The organism is Candidatus Binatia bacterium (assembly GCA_029243485.1).
GTDB lineage: Bacteria > Desulfobacterota > Binatia > UBA12015 > UBA12015 > VGTG01.
Map to the genome: position 1 here is coordinate 60,788 of JAQWRY010000001.1, position 18,684 is coordinate 79,471.

The 18,684-nt window shown below is 67.5% G+C and carries 18 protein-coding genes; 7 read left to right on the top strand and 11 right to left on the bottom strand.

All coding sequences use genetic code 11. The features are described 5' to 3' along the window. From P8R42_00340 to dprA, 10 genes are all read right to left on the bottom strand, one after another. Positions 1 to 1,557, bottom strand: coding sequence for an AMP-binding protein (locus tag P8R42_00340; protein ID MDG2303093.1), 1,557 nt, complete (start codon positions 1,555 to 1,557; stop codon positions 1 to 3). Next, entirely contained in the window at positions 1,554 to 2,294 is a 741-nt protein-coding gene (locus P8R42_00345; GenBank protein MDG2303094.1) for an enoyl-CoA hydratase/isomerase family protein, read from the bottom strand. Before P8R42_00345 ends, P8R42_00340 begins: the two co-directional genes overlap by 4 nt. After that, positions 2,291 to 3,769: an amidohydrolase family protein gene (locus tag P8R42_00350; protein MDG2303095.1), complete on the bottom strand. Its 1,479-nt coding sequence runs from the start codon at positions 3,767 to 3,769 to the stop codon at positions 2,291 to 2,293. Before P8R42_00350 ends, P8R42_00345 begins: the two co-directional genes overlap by 4 nt. Before the next feature lie 5 nt (positions 3,770 to 3,774). Continuing rightward, complete coding sequence (locus P8R42_00355; GenBank protein ID MDG2303096.1) at positions 3,775 to 3,918, bottom strand: hypothetical protein; 144 nt, start codon at positions 3,916 to 3,918, stop codon at positions 3,775 to 3,777. Positions 3,919 to 3,930: 12 nt separating this feature from the next. Next, a complete protein-coding gene (locus P8R42_00360; GenBank protein ID MDG2303097.1) occupies positions 3,931 to 4,914 on the bottom strand; it encodes a glycine cleavage T C-terminal barrel domain-containing protein in 984 nt (327 codons plus the stop codon). 34 nt (positions 4,915 to 4,948) lie between these two features. Further along, on the bottom strand, positions 4,949 to 5,776 hold the full coding sequence (locus P8R42_00365; GenBank protein MDG2303098.1) for an aldolase: 828 nt from the start codon (positions 5,774 to 5,776) through the stop codon (positions 4,949 to 4,951). Further along, on the bottom strand, positions 5,773 to 6,495 hold the full coding sequence (locus tag P8R42_00370; GenBank protein MDG2303099.1) for a glutathione S-transferase N-terminal domain-containing protein: 723 nt from the start codon (positions 6,493 to 6,495) through the stop codon (positions 5,773 to 5,775). The genes P8R42_00365 and P8R42_00370 overlap by 4 nt, the downstream gene beginning before the upstream one ends. 13 nt (positions 6,496 to 6,508) lie before the next feature. Then, positions 6,509 to 7,420 (bottom strand): branched-chain amino acid transaminase, encoded by a 912-nt coding sequence (locus P8R42_00375; GenBank protein ID MDG2303100.1) that lies wholly within the window; start codon positions 7,418 to 7,420, stop codon positions 6,509 to 6,511. Between the two features lie 42 nt (positions 7,421 to 7,462). Next, on the bottom strand, positions 7,463 to 8,791 hold the full coding sequence (gene trmFO / locus P8R42_00380) for a methylenetetrahydrofolate--tRNA-(uracil(54)-C(5))-methyltransferase (FADH(2)-oxidizing) TrmFO (protein MDG2303101.1): 1,329 nt from the start codon (positions 8,789 to 8,791) through the stop codon (positions 7,463 to 7,465). A gap of 274 nt (positions 8,792 to 9,065) precedes the next feature. After that, complete coding sequence (gene dprA / locus P8R42_00385) at positions 9,066 to 9,956, bottom strand: DNA-processing protein DprA (GenBank protein MDG2303102.1); 891 nt, start codon at positions 9,954 to 9,956, stop codon at positions 9,066 to 9,068. A gap of 117 nt (positions 9,957 to 10,073) precedes the next feature. On the opposite strand from dprA, the gene P8R42_00390 reads away from it, so the two are divergent. Continuing rightward, complete coding sequence (locus P8R42_00390; GenBank protein ID MDG2303103.1) at positions 10,074 to 10,403, top strand: SCP2 sterol-binding domain-containing protein; 330 nt, start codon at positions 10,074 to 10,076, stop codon at positions 10,401 to 10,403. Here P8R42_00390 and P8R42_00395 read toward each other — a convergent pair whose 3' ends face one another. Beyond that, on the bottom strand, positions 10,404 to 11,630 hold the full coding sequence (locus P8R42_00395; protein MDG2303104.1) for a hypothetical protein: 1,227 nt from the start codon (positions 11,628 to 11,630) through the stop codon (positions 10,404 to 10,406). A gap of 55 nt (positions 11,631 to 11,685) precedes the next feature. Here P8R42_00395 and ggt point away from each other — a divergent pair, with 55 nt between their 5' ends. The 6 genes from ggt to P8R42_00425 all read left to right on the top strand — a co-directional run bounded on the left by ggt (position 11,686) and on the right by P8R42_00425 (position 18,565). Beyond that, positions 11,686 to 13,428 carry a gamma-glutamyltransferase gene (gene ggt / locus P8R42_00400; protein ID MDG2303105.1) on the top strand — a complete coding sequence of 581 codons (1,743 nt, stop codon included), beginning with the start codon at positions 11,686 to 11,688 and terminating at the stop codon, positions 13,426 to 13,428. A 7-nt stretch (positions 13,429 to 13,435) separates the two neighbouring features. Next, positions 13,436 to 14,341 carry a glycosyltransferase gene (locus P8R42_00405; GenBank protein MDG2303106.1) on the top strand — a complete coding sequence of 302 codons (906 nt, stop codon included), beginning with the start codon at positions 13,436 to 13,438 and terminating at the stop codon, positions 14,339 to 14,341. 183 nt (positions 14,342 to 14,524) lie between these two features. Further along, positions 14,525 to 16,255, top strand: a complete 1,731-nt coding sequence (locus P8R42_00410; protein ID MDG2303107.1) for an FAD-dependent oxidoreductase — start codon at positions 14,525 to 14,527, stop codon at positions 16,253 to 16,255. 11 nt (positions 16,256 to 16,266) lie between these two features. Next, a complete protein-coding gene (locus tag P8R42_00415; protein MDG2303108.1) occupies positions 16,267 to 17,079 on the top strand; it encodes an SDR family NAD(P)-dependent oxidoreductase in 813 nt (270 codons plus the stop codon). Positions 17,080 to 17,110: 31 nt separating this feature from the next. Further along, positions 17,111 to 17,746, top strand: coding sequence for a hypothetical protein (locus tag P8R42_00420; protein MDG2303109.1), 636 nt, complete (start codon positions 17,111 to 17,113; stop codon positions 17,744 to 17,746). A gap of 216 nt (positions 17,747 to 17,962) precedes the next feature. Then, the gene (locus P8R42_00425) at positions 17,963 to 18,565 is read left to right on the top strand and encodes a ferritin-like domain-containing protein (protein ID MDG2303110.1); all 603 of its coding nucleotides are present in this window, start codon (positions 17,963 to 17,965) and stop codon (positions 18,563 to 18,565) included. Positions 18,566 to 18,684: the final 119 nt, after the last annotated feature.

An 18,684-nucleotide genomic window follows, 5' to 3' on the forward strand; every position in this document is an offset into this window, starting at 1 on the left:
CTACTCCCCTTCCAACTGCTTGCGAAGGTCGTTGCGCAGGATCTTGCCGAGCGGATTCCGTGGGAGCTCGTCGATGATCTGCACGACCTCGGGCTTCTTGAAGCTCGCGAGCCGCGCGCGACAATGCTCTCCGAGCTCTTCGTGCGAAGCCGACTGGCCGGGCCGCAGAACGACCGCGGCGGCGACGATCTGGCCCCACTCTTCATTCGCGAGTCCGAGGACCGCCACTTCATCGACCGCCGGATGCGTCTGAAGCACACCCTCCACCTCCGCCGGCGCGATATTCTCGCCGCCGCGGATGATCATGTCATCGGCGCGACCGATCAGGAAGACATATCCCTCCTCGTCGATGAAGCCCATGTCGCGCGTGTGCAGGTACCCGTCGTCGTCGGTTCGCGCGCCCCCCTCGACGTTTCCGGCGTAGCCCTTCATGACGCGCGGCGTGCGCACGAGGATCTCGCCGGTCTCGTTGCGTCCGAGTTCCCTGCCCGCATCGTCGACCACCTTCACTTCGACGTCCGGCAAGGGTCGGCCAATCGAACTCAAGCGGCGCAGGACCAGCTCGTCCTTCTCGGCGTCGCCCGTGAGACGGTGGTCGTCCGGACCGAGAACGGTCAGAGTCGAGGTGGTCTCGGTCTGGCCGAACGCGTTCACGAAGCCGCAACCCGAGGGAAACGACTCCAGCGCCCGCCGGATCACCGGCAGCGGCATCGGAGCTCCGCCGTACGAGAGGTTCGTGAGACTCGACAGGTCGAACGAGGCGAACTCCGGGTGATCGAGAATCTTCTTCATCATGGTCGGAACGACGAACGCGTGGGTGATCTTCTCCCGCTGCACCGTCTCCATCCACTCCGCCGGATCGAACTGCGGCAAGAGCACGAGCTTCCGCCCGGTCCACAACGACGTCATGATGTTGGTCGCACCAGCGATGTGATAGAGCGGCACGCAGCTCAGCGCTGCCCCACGCGGCTCGCCATCAGCCATGTCGACGGTGCCCACGACGTACGCGGTAAAGTCGCCGAACGTGAGGAGAACGCCCTTCGGCAGCGAGGTCGTTCCGCTCGTGTACATGAGGATTGAGGTGTCGGTCTCTTCGACCTCGATATCCTCGAAGTCGTCCGTGCCCGATGCGAGCAACGCTTCGAACGACTCGGTGTCGGCGTCCGAGGCTCCCCCGAGCGTTACGCGACGCATCCCGGCAGGAATTCCCTCGAGCTTGGCGAGCGTCCCTCGGTACCGTTCCTCGAAGACCAGGATCTTCAGCTCGGCCCTGCTGATCATGTGGTCGAGCTCGTGAATCTTGGCGCGATAATTCAGCGGCACGAACGTCGCGCCGACCATCGCCGCGGCGTAGTAGCACTCCACATACTGATGCGAGTTCGTCGCGAGGACACCGACCCGGTCTCCCTTCGCCACGCCGCGCGCGGAAAGTGCACTCGCAAGGCGACGCACACGAGAGAGAAGCTCGGCGTAGGTGGCGCGATGCTCGCCGAAGACCAGGATCTCCTGATCCTCGAACATCGCAGCCGGCAAAGAGAGGAAATTCGAGGTATTCATGACCTCTGGTCTGGTAGCCTTCGCGCCAGCCGTTTCTCAAGGGAGAGCCCGTTCGCCAGCTGTAAATCGCGACCACGCCGAAGCGCGTCGAGCGAGGCACGCGCCACGACAGGATCCAGTCGCGCGATCCGACGCGCCCAGCGCTTCGCGGTCACGTCGAGGCGCTCGTGGGGCACGGCATTCGAGGCCAGGCCCGTGCGCGCCGCCTCCCTACCGTCGATCCACCGGCCCGCGAGCAGCATCTCGGCCGCGCGGCCCTCGCCCACCGCCCGCGGGAGCGTCTGGGTGCCGCCGACGCCGGGGATCGCCCCGAGCGCGGTCTCGGTGAGGCCCAGGCGCGCATCCTGCGCACACAGAATCAGATCACACAGCAGGGCCATCTCGAGACCGCCGCCGGCCGCCACCCCATGCACCGAAGCCAGCGTCACCGCGGGAACCGTAGACAAGCTGCGCCAGACGTCGCGCACCTGTCGAATCTCTCGCGCACGGACCGCGGACGGGGCTGTGCCGAACTCGCCGAGGTCACCGCCGCTCGAGAACGCCCGACCGGCGCCGCGCAGGACCACGACCGCGACGGACTCGTCATCCGCGGCGAGAGCCAGTCCTTCGAAGAGCGCATCCCGCAGGTCGCGATCGTAGGCGTTCAAGACGCGGGGACGGTTCAGCGTCAAATTCAGAACGCGAGGATCCACCGGATCACGCGACACGAGCACCGCCGGATTCCGTTTGGCCCTCACGACGCGAGCCCCGCCCTGCGACCACCGATGACCGTCTCGGCGGCACGCCAACTCGCGAGCCCGTCTTTCACTGGATCTGTTTCGAGCACGACCAGGTCCGCCGCGCTACCCGCGCGAAGCCAGGGCAGATCCGCGTCGGCATCACCCCGGACACGCGCGGCCGCGCTCGTGCACATCTCCAAAGCAACGGCTTCCGAGACGACCTCGTCTTCACCGAACGATACGCCCTCCGCGGACCGACGTGTGGTCGCACCAACGAACCCCAATCGAGGATCGGGGGAGATGACGGGAGCATCACTGCTCCCCGCGACGAGGACTCCGGCGTCTCGCAGCGAGCGGAGGGGATACAGCCAGGGCCAGAGCGGCTCCTCGACCTCGCGCTCGTACTTCCGACCACGAGCAACGAGAAAACCCGGCTGCGTCACGACCGCCACGCCGGCCGTCGCCAACCGCTCGACCAGATGCGGCGGACAGAGCGAACAGTGCTCGAGGCGGTCCGGTGCGCGACTCCCGCCGAGCCGCCTGGGGGGTGCCGCAGCCAGAGCGTCGAGGGCTCCCCCGATCACGTCGGGCTCCACGGCGTGGATGGCGATAGCCAATCCCGCCGCTCGTGCGCGACAGATCGCCGCGTGGAACGCACCAGTGCGCGTCGCGTCTTCGGTGGTCGGGAGCAACTTCACCCCGGCGATCTCGACCCGGCCCGCGGCGACATCGCGCGCGGCGATCTCCTCGCCCGCATCGCGGAGCCACACCCGAACTCGCTGTGGAAGCCACCGCTGTTCGACCGCATCCGCGAGAAGGCGCACCCGATCCGCATCGTTGCTCGCGGTGATGTCGTCGATGGAGGCAATTCCCGCGGCGGCGAGCTCGGCGCCCAACTCTGCCAGCGGCAGCCTCAGCGACGCTGCGTCCCGATCGCCACGCAGCAGACCGAGCGCCTCTTCGTGACCGACGACCAGCGCCGGGGCATCCGAACCGGCGGCGGCCGGCAAGCCCGCGCGACGCCTTCCCAGCCCGTTGAGCAAGGAACCGTGCAGTGTGGCGTGCCGAAGCCGGACCGGATTTTGCGGAACGGCTTCATCGAGTTCCCCCGCGGTCGGGTGTCGATGTTCCCGAAGTGCGTGCTCGTCGTAGCCTCGGACCCGGACCCACTCCCCCGGCGGGCGCGTCACCGTGTACTCCCGGAGCCGCGAAAGCAGAGTCGCGACGTCCCGGGGCGCGTCTTGTGCGAGGTCCAACGCCGTCCGCGCCGATGCTGCCGCGACGAGGTGCGCGTGGGAGTCGCTCAGCGCCGGGGCGAGGACCGCATCGGGGTGGCCGAGGTCCTCGTGCCCGTCGCGCGCCCAGTCGGCAACCGAAGCGATCCTGCCGGCCTCGGTGCACACACGCACCGGCTCTCCGAGGGTGAGCGCACCACCGCAGCTCCGCAGAAGCGGACGACCGGCAACGACCAGCCGCACGGGGACGTCCCCCACTTCCCTCAGTCCGAAGAGGGAAGCGGCTTCGCCTCCTTGAGACCCATCTCGGTGTCGCAGCAGGTGATGCTCCCGTCGCCCGGCTTGTTGCACAGAGCTTCGGTACCGCACTTCCCGCAGATGTATCGCTTTCCCAAAGTATTGCTCATGGATCTACTCCTTCATGCTTGCGGTGCCGGCGGCACGACTTCCGCCACCTGCTCTTTGCCACCGGTCTCGATCGTAACCGCGGTCCCCGGCTCCGAAGCCCTGGTGCGAATTCGGGCGAGTGCCCAGACCACCCCGTCATCGGGTCGCCGCACGACACTCGTCACGCGCCCGACCTCACCCTCGGAGGTCTTGATGGCGTCGCCGGGCTCGACCGGCTCGGCAGCACGCAACGTCGCGATCTTCCAGTTCACCTTGCCGCGCGAAGCGATGCGCTCGACGACTTCCTGCCCCAGATAGCAGCCCTTCTTGTACGAAATCGCGCGGTCGAGCGACGGAACCTCGGGGGCCAGCGTGTCGAGGCCGTACTCCGTACCCAACCGACCCATCCCGGCGACCACCCGCTGCACTTCCAGCGCCTCGTCAGAGACGTCTTCGGCGCCGTGTTCGCGCAACGCCGCCAGCACCGCGTCCCGGTCACCGGCCGGAAGCCACAAATGAAACGCGTCAACCCCCAAGTCAGAGAGACGTACGACCCGCGCACCGGCGCCGGCCGCCTGAAGAGTCCGATGCTGCCCTTCGGCAAACGCCGTCAGGTCCTCACCACTCGCAGCGGCCAAAGTGTCTACCGCCCCCGGGCCGCGCACGGCGATTCCAACTGCGTCCGAGGTGTCCAACTCGACGTCGTCCGCAACGATAAAGCGCTCGAGACCCGCTCGCACATCCCCCCGGGCGGACGCCGGACACTCCAGCCAGGCCTCGTTCTCGAGCGCATACACGCGGAGATCCGCCACGACGCGCCCTTGCTCGGTCAGGAGGAGTGCGTGCGTCCCCTCCCCGGCCGAAAGGGAGGCGATTTCGTTGCTCAGCATTCCCTGAAGGAACGTCGAGCGGTCTTCACCCGTCGCGACCAGGAGCGCGCGGTCGTCGAGCAACGAAAGTGCTGCGCGAGAGCGGACCGCCTCGAACCCGACCTGAACGTCTTGCCCCGACGACATGGGTGCGGCTCTAGCAGAGGTCGGGAGAGCGCCGCTACTCGCCCCGAAGGATCGAGAGAGCGGCTTCCACGTCGGCACCGTCGTGGACGATGGCCATGAACGCCCGCGTGATCGCCGACGGATCCGAATGTTGAATGATGTTCCGGCCGTACACGATGCCCGACGCACCGACGCGCATGACTTCGACGGTGCGTCGGAAGATCTCCTCCTCCGAGGCCTTCCCGCCACCGCGAACGAGCAGCGGCTTCCCGCCGGCGACCTCGATCACTCCGCCGTACTCTGAGAGGTCGTCACAGGGGTCGGCCTTCAGGACGTCCGCACCCAACTCGACCGACTGCCGAACGAGGGTCTTGATCGTGTCGGGATCACCATCGACCGCGTAGCCGCCCTTCCCGTCGGGCTTCATCGCGATCGGCTCGACCATGAGCGGCATGCCGTAGCGCTCGCAAGCAGGGCGGATCGCGCACAGGTTGCGCACACATTGCCGATGCAGGCCCGAATGCCCCGGGACCAGGAGGACGAACACGACGACACACGCCGCATCGGCGGCCACCGCCTGCTCCACGGGATCCGCGATCAACTCACAGAACAGCTCGGGAGGGGGGGTCGGGCCGTACACGTTGGCGACGTCCACACGGTAGACCAGCGCCGGCTTGTCTCGCCCCGGACGGTTCTGCAGGAAATGCGCCTGCCCGGGTGCGAGTTGCACCGCATCGGGAGCGGCCGCAACGATCGTGTCGACCGCCGCGCCCATGTCTTCGATCCCACCGAGAAAGCCCGGCGTGTTGAAGATGCCGTGATCGATCGCGACGTCGAGGCAACGCCCGTCCCGCCCGAGGAGCCGACCGAGTCGTGCCTTCACGCGCCCACGGCCGCCCTCGCGGCCGCCCCGGCACCGTACGTGCGTTCGAGGTACACGAGGATGTCGTCCGACTCGAACATCTCCGAGTCCGTGTTCGGGTCCACAAGATACGGCACCTGCATCTTGCCCGAGCGCGCGACGAAGGCGTCGCGCGACGGACTCCCCTTCGCCACGTTGTGCAAGACGTAGGGGATCTCCATCGTGCAAAGCGCTTCACGCACGATGCGACAGAACGGAGACGCCTCGAAACTCCAGAGCTCCAGCGGCTGCTCGGGGGCACGCGCCTCTCGGGCGAACCCACCGATCCCCGGACGCGGGATCGACGAGAGCATCGCGGTCAGCGTGGCGAGGGGCGGCACGGCGAGCGTCCAATGCACGTTGCCGTCGCCGTACGTGTCGAAGAGGTACCTCACGATGTCGTCGGACTCGTACATTTCGACGCCCGTGTTCGGATCGACGAGCCACGGAAACTGGGCCTTCCCACCGCGCCGGACTACCTCGGGGCGATAGCGCTCGCCACCTTTCGGGCACGGATGAACGTCCGCTTCGAGATCCAGAATAGAGAGCGCCTCCCGCGCCTTCCGGCAGAAGGGGCAGCCCTCGAACTCGTAGATCTGTAGACGCTTCTCCGGACGCTTCCCGATGGGGCCGACGGCCATGCCGGCGCCTCCGCGCAGAACCGTCACAGCAGTCGAGCTCAGGATATTCAGAACGTTCATCGTGTCTCCTCGGTCAGACCGAAGTCAGCCAATTGCCGTGGCCGTCGTCGCGACCGTGAACCACATCCGCGTAGCGGGCCTGGATCTTCCGCGTGAGCGCACCCGGCTTCCCGTCGCCGATCGCCCGATTGTCGAGTTCGCGGATCGGTGCAATCTCAGCCGCCGTCCCCGTGAAGAACGCTTCGTCGGCGACATAAATGTCATCGCGCGTCAGGCGCTCTTCGCTCGCCTTGACGCCCAGCTCCTCGAGGAGCGTCAGGACGGTCGACCGCGTAATCCCCGGCAGGATCGAATGGGTGGCGGGTGTCTTCACGACGCCTTCACGGATGACGAAGATGTTCTCGCCGCCGCCCTCGGCCACGAAGCCTTCGGTGTCCAGAAGCAGCGCCTCTTCGTATCCGGCGTTGCGAGCCTCGTGCGACGCCAGGATCGAGTTCACGTAGTTGCCGACGGACTTCGCCTTCGACATCAACGTATTGCTGTGGAAGCGACTGAAGGAGGCCGTCTTCACGGTGATCCCGCGCTCCGCTCCCTCCTCGCCGAGGTACGCGCCCCAGGGCCATACCGCGACCGACACGCGAACCGGATTCGGCGCAGCTAGTCCCATCTCCCCGTCGCCAAGGAAGACCAGCGGCCGCAGATAACACTCCGGGAATCCGTTGCGACGCACGGCCTCGACGCAGGCGTTGGCGACGTCCGCGGGTTCGAACGGGATCTTCATGCCGAGGATGCGCGCCGAATCAAACAAGCGGCGGTTGTGCGCATCCAGCCGAAAAATGGCGGACCCGCCCCCCTCAGTCTCGTAACAACGGATGCCCTCGAAGACGCCGAGGCCGTAATGCAGGGTGTGCGTGAGGACGTGCACCTTCGCCTCGTCCCAAGGCACGAAGCTGCCGTCCATCCAAATCCAGGAACCCTTCTCCACGTTGTCCTCCGATTTCCTACTGAGAGATCCGTCGCGCCCGGCTCAGGCCGCTCGCTGAACGTCGCTGTTCGCTTCGCGCTCGAAAGCCGCGAGATCCTCGAGGGCTCGGGCGGCCATCGCCAGCTTCTTGTCGCGCCCCTTCATGCGGCGCCCGCCGAGCTCCGGGAAGAGACCGTAGTTCGCGTTCATGGGCTGGAACTCTTTGCGGCCTTCCTCGCTGACGTACCGAACGAGCGAACCGAGCGTCGTCGTGGCGGGCGGCACCATCGGCGCCGCACCGACGGCGAGTCGCGCGGCGTTCAGCCCCGCAAGGTAACCGGCGCTCGCCGACTCGAGATAGCCTTCGACTCCGACGAGCTGCCCCGCCAGCAGCAAGTCCGGGCGCGACCGCGCCTGCAACGTCGGGAGCAACAGCCGCGGCGAGTCGATGAACGTGTTTCGGTGCAGGCTTCCCAGCCTGACGAACTCCGCCTGCTCGAGTCCAGGGATCTTCCGGAAGATCCGTCGCTGCTCTCCGTAGGTCATCTTCGTCTGAAAGCCCACCATGTTGAATAGGCTCGCGCGGTGGTCGTCTTGTCGGAGCTGCACGACCGCGTGAGAACGGCGACCCGTCCGCGGATCGGTGAGACCGACTGGCTTCAAGGGTCCGAAGGCCAGCGTCTGCACGCCGCGGCGAGCCATCTCCTCGATGGGGAGACAACCTTCGAAGTGAACGCAACGCTCGAAGTCGCGGGTTTCCACCTTCTCGGCCGCGAGGACGTCGGCCACCAGGGTCTCGTACTGCTCTTTGTCCAGGGGGCAGTTGATGTAGTCATCCGACCCTTTGCCGTAGCGCGAGGCACGGAACGACTTCTCCATGTCGATCGAGTCCGCCGCAACGATGGGCGCGATAGCATCGTAGAAGTAGAGGTAGTCCTGACCGAAGGCGACGCGCAGCTTTTCCGCGAGCGCGCTCGAGGTCAGCGGACCCGACGCGATGATGGTCAGACCGCTCGGGACATCGACCACCTCTTCCCGACAGATCCGGACGCCGGGCAACGACTCGATCGCGGCGCTCATGTCCGCGGCAAAGCCGTCGCGGTCGACGGCGAGCGATCCCCCGGCTGGTACCCGGTTACGCTCGGCCACGTCCATGACCAGAGAGCCGAGTCGACGCATCTCCTCCTTCAGAAGCCCGACTGCAGTCGTCTGCTCGGCGCTCCGAAAGCTGTTCGAACAGACGAGCTCCGCGAGCCGATCGCTCGTGTGCGCCTCGGTGCCCCGCACCGGCCGCATCTCGAAGAGATCGACCTCGATGCCACGGCGGGCGAGCTGCCACGCGGCTTCACAACCAGCGAGGCCCCCTCCAACGATCTGGACGCGTTCCGTCATGCCCGGACCTTAGCCAGCCGGACAGCGCGGGGAAACTCGGCCCGGATCCGGGCCGCCAATGCACGGCCGCCAGGCAACCGGCTCCGGCGGATCCACCGGCGGGACCTCCTTGCAGGTAGGATACCCCGTGCAGCCCACGAACTTTCCAAACTTCCCCCAGCGCAAAGTGCATGGGCTTCTCACACCGCGCCGTTGCGTCCCCACTTCAGGATCATGAGGGACGATCATCGCTCGCAGGTGAACTCGGTGCGGAGATCCTGCGGCGTCCCATCGCTCATGCCCTGGGCCCACTTGCCTGCGCGAACCGGCCACCGGGTCCGCGGACGATGCGACCCCGGACCTCGAGATCCAGTAGGTCCGCCCAGATCTCCTCGACGCTTCGGTGCGCTCGTACGACCATCTCGTCCACGGTCAGCGCTCCTTCGCCGATCGCGGCCAGAAGAGCCGCGGCTCCAGCCGCTTCCTCTTCCGGCTCCGCACAAGATTCGAAGGCATCGAGCCTCAGCTCCTCCAGGATGTCGTGGACGTCCTCGACCAGCCGCGCCCCGTCCTTTAGGAGGGAGTGCGGACCCTTTGAGCGGGGCGCCCCCGCCGGCCCGGGCACGGCGAAGACCTCGCGTCCCTGCTCCGCAGCCTGCCGCGCGGTGATGAGGGAGCCGCTTCGTTCGGTCGCCTCGACCACGACGACGCCTAGCGAGAGGCCGCTGATCAACCGGTTCCGCCGCGGGAAGTGGTACGCACGCGGCTCCATCCCCGGCGGCCATTCGCTCACGATCAGGCCCCGCTCGAGAATCTCCTCTCGGATGCGGCGGTTCCTCCGTGGATACACGACGTCGGTCCCACCCCCGACGACGGCCACGGTCACGCCCCCCGCCTCGAGCGCTCCCGCGTGCGCGGCCCCGTCGATGCCCAGGGCGAGGCCACTCACGACCGCGACACCCGCTGCTGCCAGATCCCGACCGAGGCTCCGTGCCGTCGCCAGGCCCTGCGCAGTCGCATCGCGCGCACCGACGATCGCGACCGCGAGCCCACCGAGCCCAGCGCCCCATGCCCCGCACCCTTCGACGAAGAGGACGTCCGGCGGGTCGAAGATGTGGCGCAGGGGCCCGGGGTACTGCTCGTCTTCGATCGATACGGCGACGCCACGCGCTCGGTCCTGTGCCATTTCACCTCCACACGCCCGGTCGGGCGGGACTCGGATCCACCGGAGACGGTAGGCGCACGGCACGTGCGCGGCCATGTGGCAGGTGACAAGAATCCAGCCGGCCGGTAGACCGAGGCCATGCCCACCCCGGGAGACATTCTGTCGAACATGCCCGAGCAGTTCGACGCCGAGGCCGCGCGCGGCCTGAACGTCGTCGTCCAGTTTCACCTCGGCGGTCCCGACGGGGGAACGCATCATGTGGTCATCCACGACGGCACCATCGAGGTCGCACGAGGTGCTCACCAGAAACCGACGATGAGCCTCACCCTCGAAGGCTCCGACTTCGTCGCGCTCGCAACCGGCGAGCTTCGGCTTCAGCTCGCCTTCATGAACCGCAAGGTGCAGATCGCCGGGGATCTCGGCATGGCCTCGAAGCTGCTCGCCATCCTCGGGATCGGTCGCCGATGATCAGCCGACGTCGAGCCGGAACACCCGCGCGCGCGCGCGCCTAGCCGGATCGTACTCGACCCACTTCTCCGCCGGTACGTCGTCGGCCGTGTGCTGGGTGAAGCCGTTGCGCCCGAAGAATCGCGCCGCCCTCTCCGACGTCGTGACCGCAAAGACGTACGCCATTTTTCGTCGCCCAGCTTCGAGCAGGAGGCGCTTCACCAGACGCCCGCCGATGCCCTCCCCTTTGAAGCGCGTGAAGGCATAGAGCGCGCTGATCTCGCCGACCGACGCACGACCGTCTTTCCACTTACGGAGCGCGCCGACACCCGCGAGATGCCCGGCCCCGACCCAGACGCCGAACCCGTCGAGAAGAACCTCGGCCATCTGGTCGGCGGTGCGCGGCTTCAGGAGCCCTTCTTTCTGGCCGCGCGCGATCAACCGCTCGACCTCGTGGAAGTCGTCGACCGCCAGCGGTTCGACGTGGCAGTGATCGTCTCGTGAGATGAAGGTGCCCGACCCCTCGTAGGTGAACAGCTCGCGGGCGAGGCCATCGATCTTGCACAGGTTGACCGACGACACGCCACTATCGAGCACCTGATCGATCTCGGTCAGAAGACCCCGCCGATGCCCGAAGCCCTGGAACTCCGCCTCACCGACGGCCAGCAGGGCATCCAGGCTGGAACCGTCGAGGTAGGACAGGGAGCGCTTCCCGCGTTTCTGAACGAGCCCACCGACCCGGTCGATGAGCACGAGCTTCGAGACGCGAAAACCCGACGCGACGCGGCACGCCATCTCCAGAGCAGGCGCCTCCCCCACGACGAGACACAGCGGACGGACCCGCAGGATCCTCCAAACATCGACGAGGCGATCGGCCTCGGCCTGATCCCAGGCGACGACGTCGGACCGACCGCCGGCGGGCGGACCACGCCGGGATCGACGAGACGGGGCCCGCGGCAAGCCGAGCCACCGACGCCACAGAGCGGCCGGATCGCTCTGGGTCCGGGGACTGCTTTTCGGCGCCGCCGATGCCGGGGCGTTCCCCACAACCAGGACGACCCCGGCTCCGCACCCCAGAAGATCTCGGACGACCGTGGCCAGGCGCCGGCGAGAGCCGACCGCCTGCAACACCTCCCGATCGGCGGCGAGCACCAGGGTGCGGCCCCGGAACTCCTCGAGATAAAAATCCTTCTCGGCGAACGCGGCCACGGCCGAGGCGATTATCACATGGGCCGCGGAAATGCGCACCCGCGTTGTGTTCCCGACAACACGGACGTAGAACCAGCGTCTCTTGAGAACAGGCGTGCATTTCCTGGTTGCCGTCTTGATCGCGACGACACTGTTCGAACAGACGGCTTGGGCCACTCCTGGTGGTGTGGTGGCCGCAGAGAACGCGATCGCGGCCGAGGTCGGTATTGCCGTCCTCGACGAAGGTGGCTCCGCCGTCGACGCGGCCATCGCGGCGTCGCTGGCGGCCTGCGTCGTCCACTCCACATCCTGCGGCATCGGGGGCGGCGGATTCATGGTCGTCTACGATGCGACCACCAAGAAGAGCGTCGCTCTCGATTACCGCGAAGTTGCGCCCGCCGCGGTGAGCGAGTCGCTCTATCTCGAGAACGGCAAGTACGTTCGCGAGCGAAGTCGGCTCGGCCCCCACGCGATCGGCGTCCCCGGGGAGATTGCCGGGCTCGCCGCTGCGCATGCCCGCTTCGGCCGTCTGCCGTGGAGCCGCCTAGTCGCTCCCGCAGCCCGCCTCGCCCGAGAGGGCTTCCCGGTCACCGCCCACATGGGGAGGAAGCTCGCATCGAGCCGGGACGGCCTCGCCAAGGACCCCGAACTCGCCGCCCTCTTCCTGAACCCGGACGGCTCCGCCCCAAAGGAAGGCGAAACCCTCCGACTCACGGCACTCGCAGACACGCTCGATGCGGTCGCGAAGGACGGCCCCGAGGCCTTCTACTCGGGCAAGGTCGCACACTCGATCGCGAAGAGCGTGCGAGATGCCGGCGGCGTGATGACCGAGAAGGACCTTGCCGACTACGAGCCGGTTTGGAGAGAGCCGCTCGAGACGACGTACCGAGGAAGCACGATCTACACGATGCCCCCGCCCAGCGCCGGCGGCACCGCCGTAGTCCTCGCGCTCGATACGTTGTCGGGAATGGACGTGAAGAGCCTCGGAGCGACGTCGCCCGAGCGCTACCACCTCTTCGCGGAGATCCTGCAGCACGCGTTCGCCGATCGCGCGGTCTCATCCGGAGACCCCGCGTTCGACCCGCCGCCCCCCGCCGCCGACGGCGCCGCTCTTCGCACCCGGATCGACACCGCGAAGACGCATCCCGCCGAGTACTACGGCACGACCAGAACCGCGGGCCGCGCGGGCGCCCCGCCGGACGACGCCGGGACCGGTCACATCTCCGTGATCGCCCCCGACGGCAGCGCCGCCGCCGCCACGACGACGATCAACACGGCCTTCGGCGCCCTGCTCGGCGCCCGCGGCAGCGGCGTGACTCTCAACAACGAGCTCGACGACTTCAGCTTCCCCGCTCCGAACTACTGGGGCGTGGCCCCCGGCAAGACCAACCACATCGCACCCCGCAAACGGCCGACCAGCAGCATGACCCCGACCATCGCCGTGCAGGACGGCAAAGCCGTCGTCGCGGTCGGAGCCTCCGGGGGGCCCCTCATCATCAGCGCCACCCTGGAAGTCCTGACGAACGTGCTGGATTTCGGCCTTCCGCCGGAAGCCGCAGTCGCTGCGCCTCGAATTCACCACCAGTGGCAGCCCCAGATGCTCCTGATCGAGCCGGGCATCGGCCCCGCCGACCGCAAGACCCTGGAGACCCTTGGACACGAGATTCGTGAGATTCCGGGCGTCGCCGCCGTCTCTTTAGCGACGGCTTTTCCCGCAAACGGCCCCGCCGGGGCCGGGGATCCGCGAAAAGGGGGAGCCGCACGGACGGGAAACAGGGGTGACCGGGATCTGGACGGATGCGAGGATGTGGGCAAGGACGAGCCTTGTCCCGCGGTGGCGGGCAAGCTTTCGCCCTGAACACGCCATGGCCTCCGAACCCGCGATCATCTCAGTCATCGTTGCCACGAGAGACCGTGCCCAAAGCCTCGAGCGGCTCCTGGGCAGCCTCGAGGATCTCGACGCGCCTCCCGTTCCGTACGAGATCATCGTCGCGGACAACGGCTCGACCGACGGCACGCCCTCGCTTCTCGCCGAGTGGCGACGCCACGAAGAAGCACGCACGGTCGTGCGCGTGGCCGAACCGGGCAAATCGCGAGCGGCCAACTCGGCCATCGCCGCTTCCGAGGGAGAGCTCCTCGCTTTCGTCGATGACGACGTCGTCACCGACAAGCGCTGGCTCGTCGAGATCTGGAACTACTTCAGCGAGAACGACTGTGCGGCCGCACAAGGTCTGGTCGATTGGCCCGACGAAGCGAGCGCCGACCCCGCGCTGCGCTGCGACTTGGAGAAGTACGGCACGATCGTCCGCGTCCACCAGTCGCCCGAAGCACCGAGCCAGCGCCTGACAGGCGCGAACATGGTCCTGCGCCGTCACGCGTTCAACGTCGTCGGTGGCTTCAACGAGAAGCTCGGCCCCGGCGCCGCCGGGGCGAGCGAAGACACCGAGCTCGGGCAACGCATTCTCGCCGTCGGCGGATGGATCGGATACGTGGAGCACGCGCGGGTCGTCCACGAGGTGGACCCGACGCGACTCACCGAGAGCCACTTCGCCGAGCATCATAGGCGGCTGGGTCGAAGCCGCTTTGAGTACAAGCACAACGGGCTGCTCTCGAGCATCCTGCCGAACCTCGCGAAGTCCGCGTTCCAGTACGGCCTGTACTCGGTCCTGCGCAACGACGTGCGCAAGTACCGGGCGAAGGGCCGCCTGTATCACTACAGCGCGATGATCGGCGTCCGCCGCGACGGCGGCCCGCCTTCTCGCGCGGCGTAGTCGCCCGCATCGCCGCAGTATCCTCGCGGGGAATCGTCTCCCGGCATCGTTACTCCGGCCAATCGAGCGGCCCGGGCGAGTAGCCCAGCCGCCCGGCATCGTCAGCCGGCCCATCGCGCAGCGTCCCCCTCATCGCCGCCGTCGATGATGCGCCGCTCGCCTGTTCGCGGTAAACTCGCGTCGATGCAGAAACCCCGCAAGCAAAGCCCGGCGCGCAAGAAACGTCGCGCCCTCGTTCTCGGCGGCGGGATCTCAGGCCTCGGGGTGGCAATCCTACTGGCCAGGCGCGGCTGGAGCGTCCGGGTCCTCGAGCGCGACCACCGGCCGCCGGTGGCTACCCCCGAAGATGCCTTCCGATTCTGGAGGCGTCCGGGCCTGCCCCAGTTTCGGCACTCGCACACCTTCCTCGCGCGTCTGACCGCCGTCCTGCGCGAACACTTCCCCGAGGTCCTGACCGCCCTGCGCGCCGCAGGCACCATCGAGATCCCTCTGACGATCGGAACGCCCCCCTCCCTGGATCTCGGCCCCCGCGAGAAGGGCGACGGCGAGCTCGTGCTGCTGGGTGCCCGACGCGCCGCCTTCGAGTGGGCCCTGCTCGAGGTCGCTCGCAGCCGCCCCGAAATCGAGATCACCGAAGGGGTCTACTGCGAGGATCTCCTCCACGAACCCGGGCCCCGAGGCCAGCCACCGCAGATCGTCGGCGCACGGATCCGCTCTCTGCCGGCCCTGTCGACCGCAGGAGACGACGGCCAGATCCCGTGGAAGTCCGGCGGGACCCCGCGCGCACAGGGCCGCGCGCGCCAGATTCGTGCCGATCTCGTGATCGACGCGACCGGGCGCCGGTCCAACGCGGACAGGTGGCTCTCGGCGATCGGCGTGGACGCTCCGGAGGAAGAACGCATCCCGACCGGGATCTACTACTTCACCCGGTTCTATCGACTGACGGGAAGTCGCCCTCCGGGCGGCAGCACCGGCCTGGTCGCGGGCGACGTCGGATGGCTGAAACTGGCGACGTTCCCCGGCGACGGGGACACCTTCTCGATTACCGTCGGGGCCAACATCGACGACCGCCCTTTTCGCGCTCTGTCCGACCCTAAAGTGTTTGAGGCGCTCATCACCTCGTTCCCGCAGATCGCCGTGTGGCGGGCGCACGGCGTCTCACAACCGATCGACGGCGCGGACACGCCCGTACTGGTGATGGGCGGACTCGAGAACTTGAAGCGACGCTTCGACAAGGACGGCGTCCCGCTGGTCCGCGGCTTCGTCGCGGTCGGTGACTCCCTGTACCACTCGAATCCCATCTATGGCCGAGGCGTCACGTCCGGCATGCTTGCGGTCACACTGCTGGACCAGGCACTCAATGCGCACCCCGGCGAGATCGACGCCGCGATCGCGACGTACCACGCGCGCGCCCGCGTCGAGGTCGAGCCGTTCTGGCGTCACGCCGCCGCCAGCGACCGGATGTCTCAAGCGATGCGGGAGAACCGGAACCGGGAGGACGACCCGTCCGACCTCTGGTCCTGGGCCTGGTCGTGGGTTTCTGACCCGACGGCACGCGTGACCGAACTCAGCAGCCGCGCAGCAAAGACCTTCCTCGAGCAGGGCTTCGGCCCCGCGCTTCGCGAAGACGGCCAGGTCTACCGGGCTGCGATGCGGGTCATGAACATGCTCGACATGCCCCAGGACGGACTCCTCTCGGCAAACGTGCTGTCGAGAGCGGTGCCCTATCTGGTGCGCTCGCTGGTCTGGCCGCCTCACGAACAGGCGTTCCCCGGACCGACACGTACAGAAGCCCTCGCGCTCATCGAAAAGATGGAGAACGAGGGAGAGAAGCCGGCGCGACCGCGAAAGACCCAGCCACGGTCGAAGAGCACGCGGCTTCGCCCAGACTCCGAAGTCGCCGGGCACGCTTAGGCTGCCCGCGCATGTCCGGCCTGAAAGATCTGAACGACCGCGTCGTGGTGGTCACCGGCGCCTCCAGCGGACTCGGCCGTGGTCTCGCACGGACGATGGCCGCACGCGGAGCCCGCGTGGCCCTTGTCGCGCGACGGACCGACCGACTCGAAGAGGTCGCCGCCGAGATCCACGCCGACGGCGGCGACGCGGTCGTCGTGACCTGTGACGTGGGCTCGCCCGCGTCCATCGAGCAGGCGTCCGGGAAGGTTCTCGCATGGCATGGGCGGATCGACGTTCTCGTGAACGCCGCGGGCTACGCGCGACATCTGCTCTTCAAGGATCAGGATCCGGCCGACGCCGAGCGCATGATGGACGTGAACTACTTCGGCATCGCGAACTGGATCCGCGCAGTCCTCCCGTCGATGCGCACTGCCGGGTGCGGTTGGATCGTGAACCTCTCCTCCTTCGCCGGCAGGCTCGGCCAACCCGACGAGGCGAGCTACGCCGCGACGAAGTTCGCGGTGACCGGGCTCTCCGAAAGCCTCGCGATGGAACTCGAGCCGCTCGGGATCCACGTGATGTGCGTGTACCCGGTGCTCGTGCGAACCGAGATGTTCGACGATGCGACGCTCGCCCGCATGCCCGAGCGAACCCGGAACAGCTTCATCGAAGTGGACGAGTTCTGCGACACGGTGCTCGCTGCGCTCGCCCGAGGGGCCTACGAGGTCACCGTCCCGCGACGGTTCGGACTCATCTACCTGCTCCGGCTGCTCTTCCCCGGGATGATGCGGAAGCAAACCGCCGCGATCCGCCTCCCCATCCTGCCGGATTTGAAGCGCTAATCCATTCCGCCCGCCGAACCGAGAAACCCACATGAGCAATCCCCGATCGTCGGTCGCGACGCTGGCCCTTGTCCTTCCTCTCCTCCTAGCCGGCCCCGCGACGGCGCGACTGATCGGAACACTCGAAGAACCGGTCAACGGCGGGCAATGCGCCGGGATCGGTAACATTCGCGGCTGGGTTTACAGCAGCACTGGCTCCGAGCTCGTTCAGCCCTTCCAGGTATCGATAGACGGGCAGAAGTCGATCGAAGTGCCTTGCTGCGGAAGCCGCGGGGACGTTTCGAGCAAACAGGCCGGCGCCCCTGCGCGTAGCGGCTTCTCCGGCGTCCTGAACTTCGGACTGCTGTCACCGGGCAGCCACAAGGTCTCCATGTCGATCCAGAGCCGAGCGGGTGAAAAGCTCACCCTGGAGACGACCTGCACCAGCCGGCGCATCGGGGCGGACCCTCGCCTCTCCGACCTCGATCTCGACAACGACGGCGCGGGGTACTGTGAGAGCGACCTCGACGACCCGAGCCTGATCTGCTGCGAAGGCGTGAAGACGGTCGGCCCGGGCGGCGCCCAGATCTGCCAGAACGTCTGCTACCGCTGGGACCGTGCCGCCCAGGGCCTGGTAATGAGCGCCGGACCGGTCCTCGCAAACCCCCAGTGCCACAGCGACGACTGACCCGCCCGCGGGCCCCTCGCTGGCGGGGGCTTGCCCCGCCGCGGCCCCGCGCCTATAGCAGCGCGTCACAGCTCGGGGTCGAGTTGAAAGTCTCGACGGCGACCCCTACTCTAGTGGAAACGTCGTTTCAGTTCGTGTACGTTGCGTCGGCACCGCTGGCGGGTGTTGGGGGACGGGGCGGCGACGCCTCCCCGGGGGAAGCGGAGGAGCGCTGCGATGGCCACACCACTCAAGATCGATATCGAAGAGGGACGCCTGGATCCGTCCATCCCGCCCGACGTCGCGATGTTCTCGTTCTATCGCAACGCCGAGCAGCACGGCGCGAACCTGCTCTTCCGTTTGCTGAAGCACCTGACCGACCCCGACGCGCAGGCGATGCTCTCGCAGCACCTGGCCGAGGAGACGCAGCACGCATGGCTCTGGACCGACCGGATCCTGCGCGCGGGTCACAAGCCGATGATCGTCGCCGACGGCTATCAGACGCGGATCGGCCGCGCCGCGGGCGTGCCCCGCGACATCGTCGACCTGCTCGCCCTCACCGTAGTCGTCGAGCAGCGCGCGCTGCGCCGCTACCAACGCCATCTGCGGCGCCCGAACCTGGACGAAGACACCGAGCAGGTCCTGCGCACCGTCACGAAAGACGAGGCGTGGCACATCGACTGGATTCGGAAGCACGGCCGCGAACTCGCCAAAGAGCGCGGTGCCCCCGAGCGCTTCGAGGAGTCGATCAAGAAGTACCGCGCCATCGACGAAGAAGTCACCAAGGTACTCGAGGCCAAGGAACGCGAGATGCTCGGCGAGGCCTACGCGGACGGCTGACCGCGCCTCGCGCACCCCGCACCCCGCACCCCGCACCCCGCAGACCCTCTGCAATGCGCGCCTGCATAGGCAACACCGCCAGCTTGAGTTACGGGCCCGAAAGTCCGTTGACACTCTCA

What these genes read in the sequence shown, in the direction of transcription:
- P8R42_00410 (MDG2303107.1), top strand. Translation starts at nt 14,525, where the DNA reads ATGCAGAAACCCCGCAAGCAAAGCCCGGCGCGCAAGAAACGTCGCGCC.
- P8R42_00415 (MDG2303108.1), top strand. Translation starts at nt 16,267, where the DNA reads ATGTCCGGCCTGAAAGATCTGAACGACCGCGTCGTGGTGGTCACCGGC.
- P8R42_00390 (MDG2303103.1), top strand. Translation starts at nt 10,074, where the DNA reads ATGCCCACCCCGGGAGACATTCTGTCGAACATGCCCGAGCAGTTCGAC.
- P8R42_00355 (MDG2303096.1), bottom strand. Translation starts at nt 3,918, where the DNA reads ATGAGCAATACTTTGGGAAAGCGATACATCTGCGGGAAGTGCGGTACC.
- P8R42_00340 (MDG2303093.1), bottom strand. Translation starts at nt 1,557, where the DNA reads ATGAATACCTCGAATTTCCTCTCTTTGCCGGCTGCGATGTTCGAGGAT.
- trmFO (MDG2303101.1), bottom strand. Translation starts at nt 8,791, where the DNA reads ATGACGGAACGCGTCCAGATCGTTGGAGGGGGCCTCGCTGGTTGTGAA.
- dprA (MDG2303102.1), bottom strand. Translation starts at nt 9,956, where the DNA reads ATGGCACAGGACCGAGCGCGTGGCGTCGCCGTATCGATCGAAGACGAG.
- P8R42_00370 (MDG2303099.1), bottom strand. Translation starts at nt 6,495, where the DNA reads ATGAACGTTCTGAATATCCTGAGCTCGACTGCTGTGACGGTTCTGCGC.
- P8R42_00420 (MDG2303109.1), top strand. Translation starts at nt 17,111, where the DNA reads ATGAGCAATCCCCGATCGTCGGTCGCGACGCTGGCCCTTGTCCTTCCT.
- P8R42_00425 (MDG2303110.1), top strand. Translation starts at nt 17,963, where the DNA reads ATGGCCACACCACTCAAGATCGATATCGAAGAGGGACGCCTGGATCCG.
- P8R42_00360 (MDG2303097.1), bottom strand. Translation starts at nt 4,914, where the DNA reads ATGTCGTCGGGGCAAGACGTTCAGGTCGGGTTCGAGGCGGTCCGCTCT.
- P8R42_00405 (MDG2303106.1), top strand. Translation starts at nt 13,436, where the DNA reads ATGGCCTCCGAACCCGCGATCATCTCAGTCATCGTTGCCACGAGAGAC.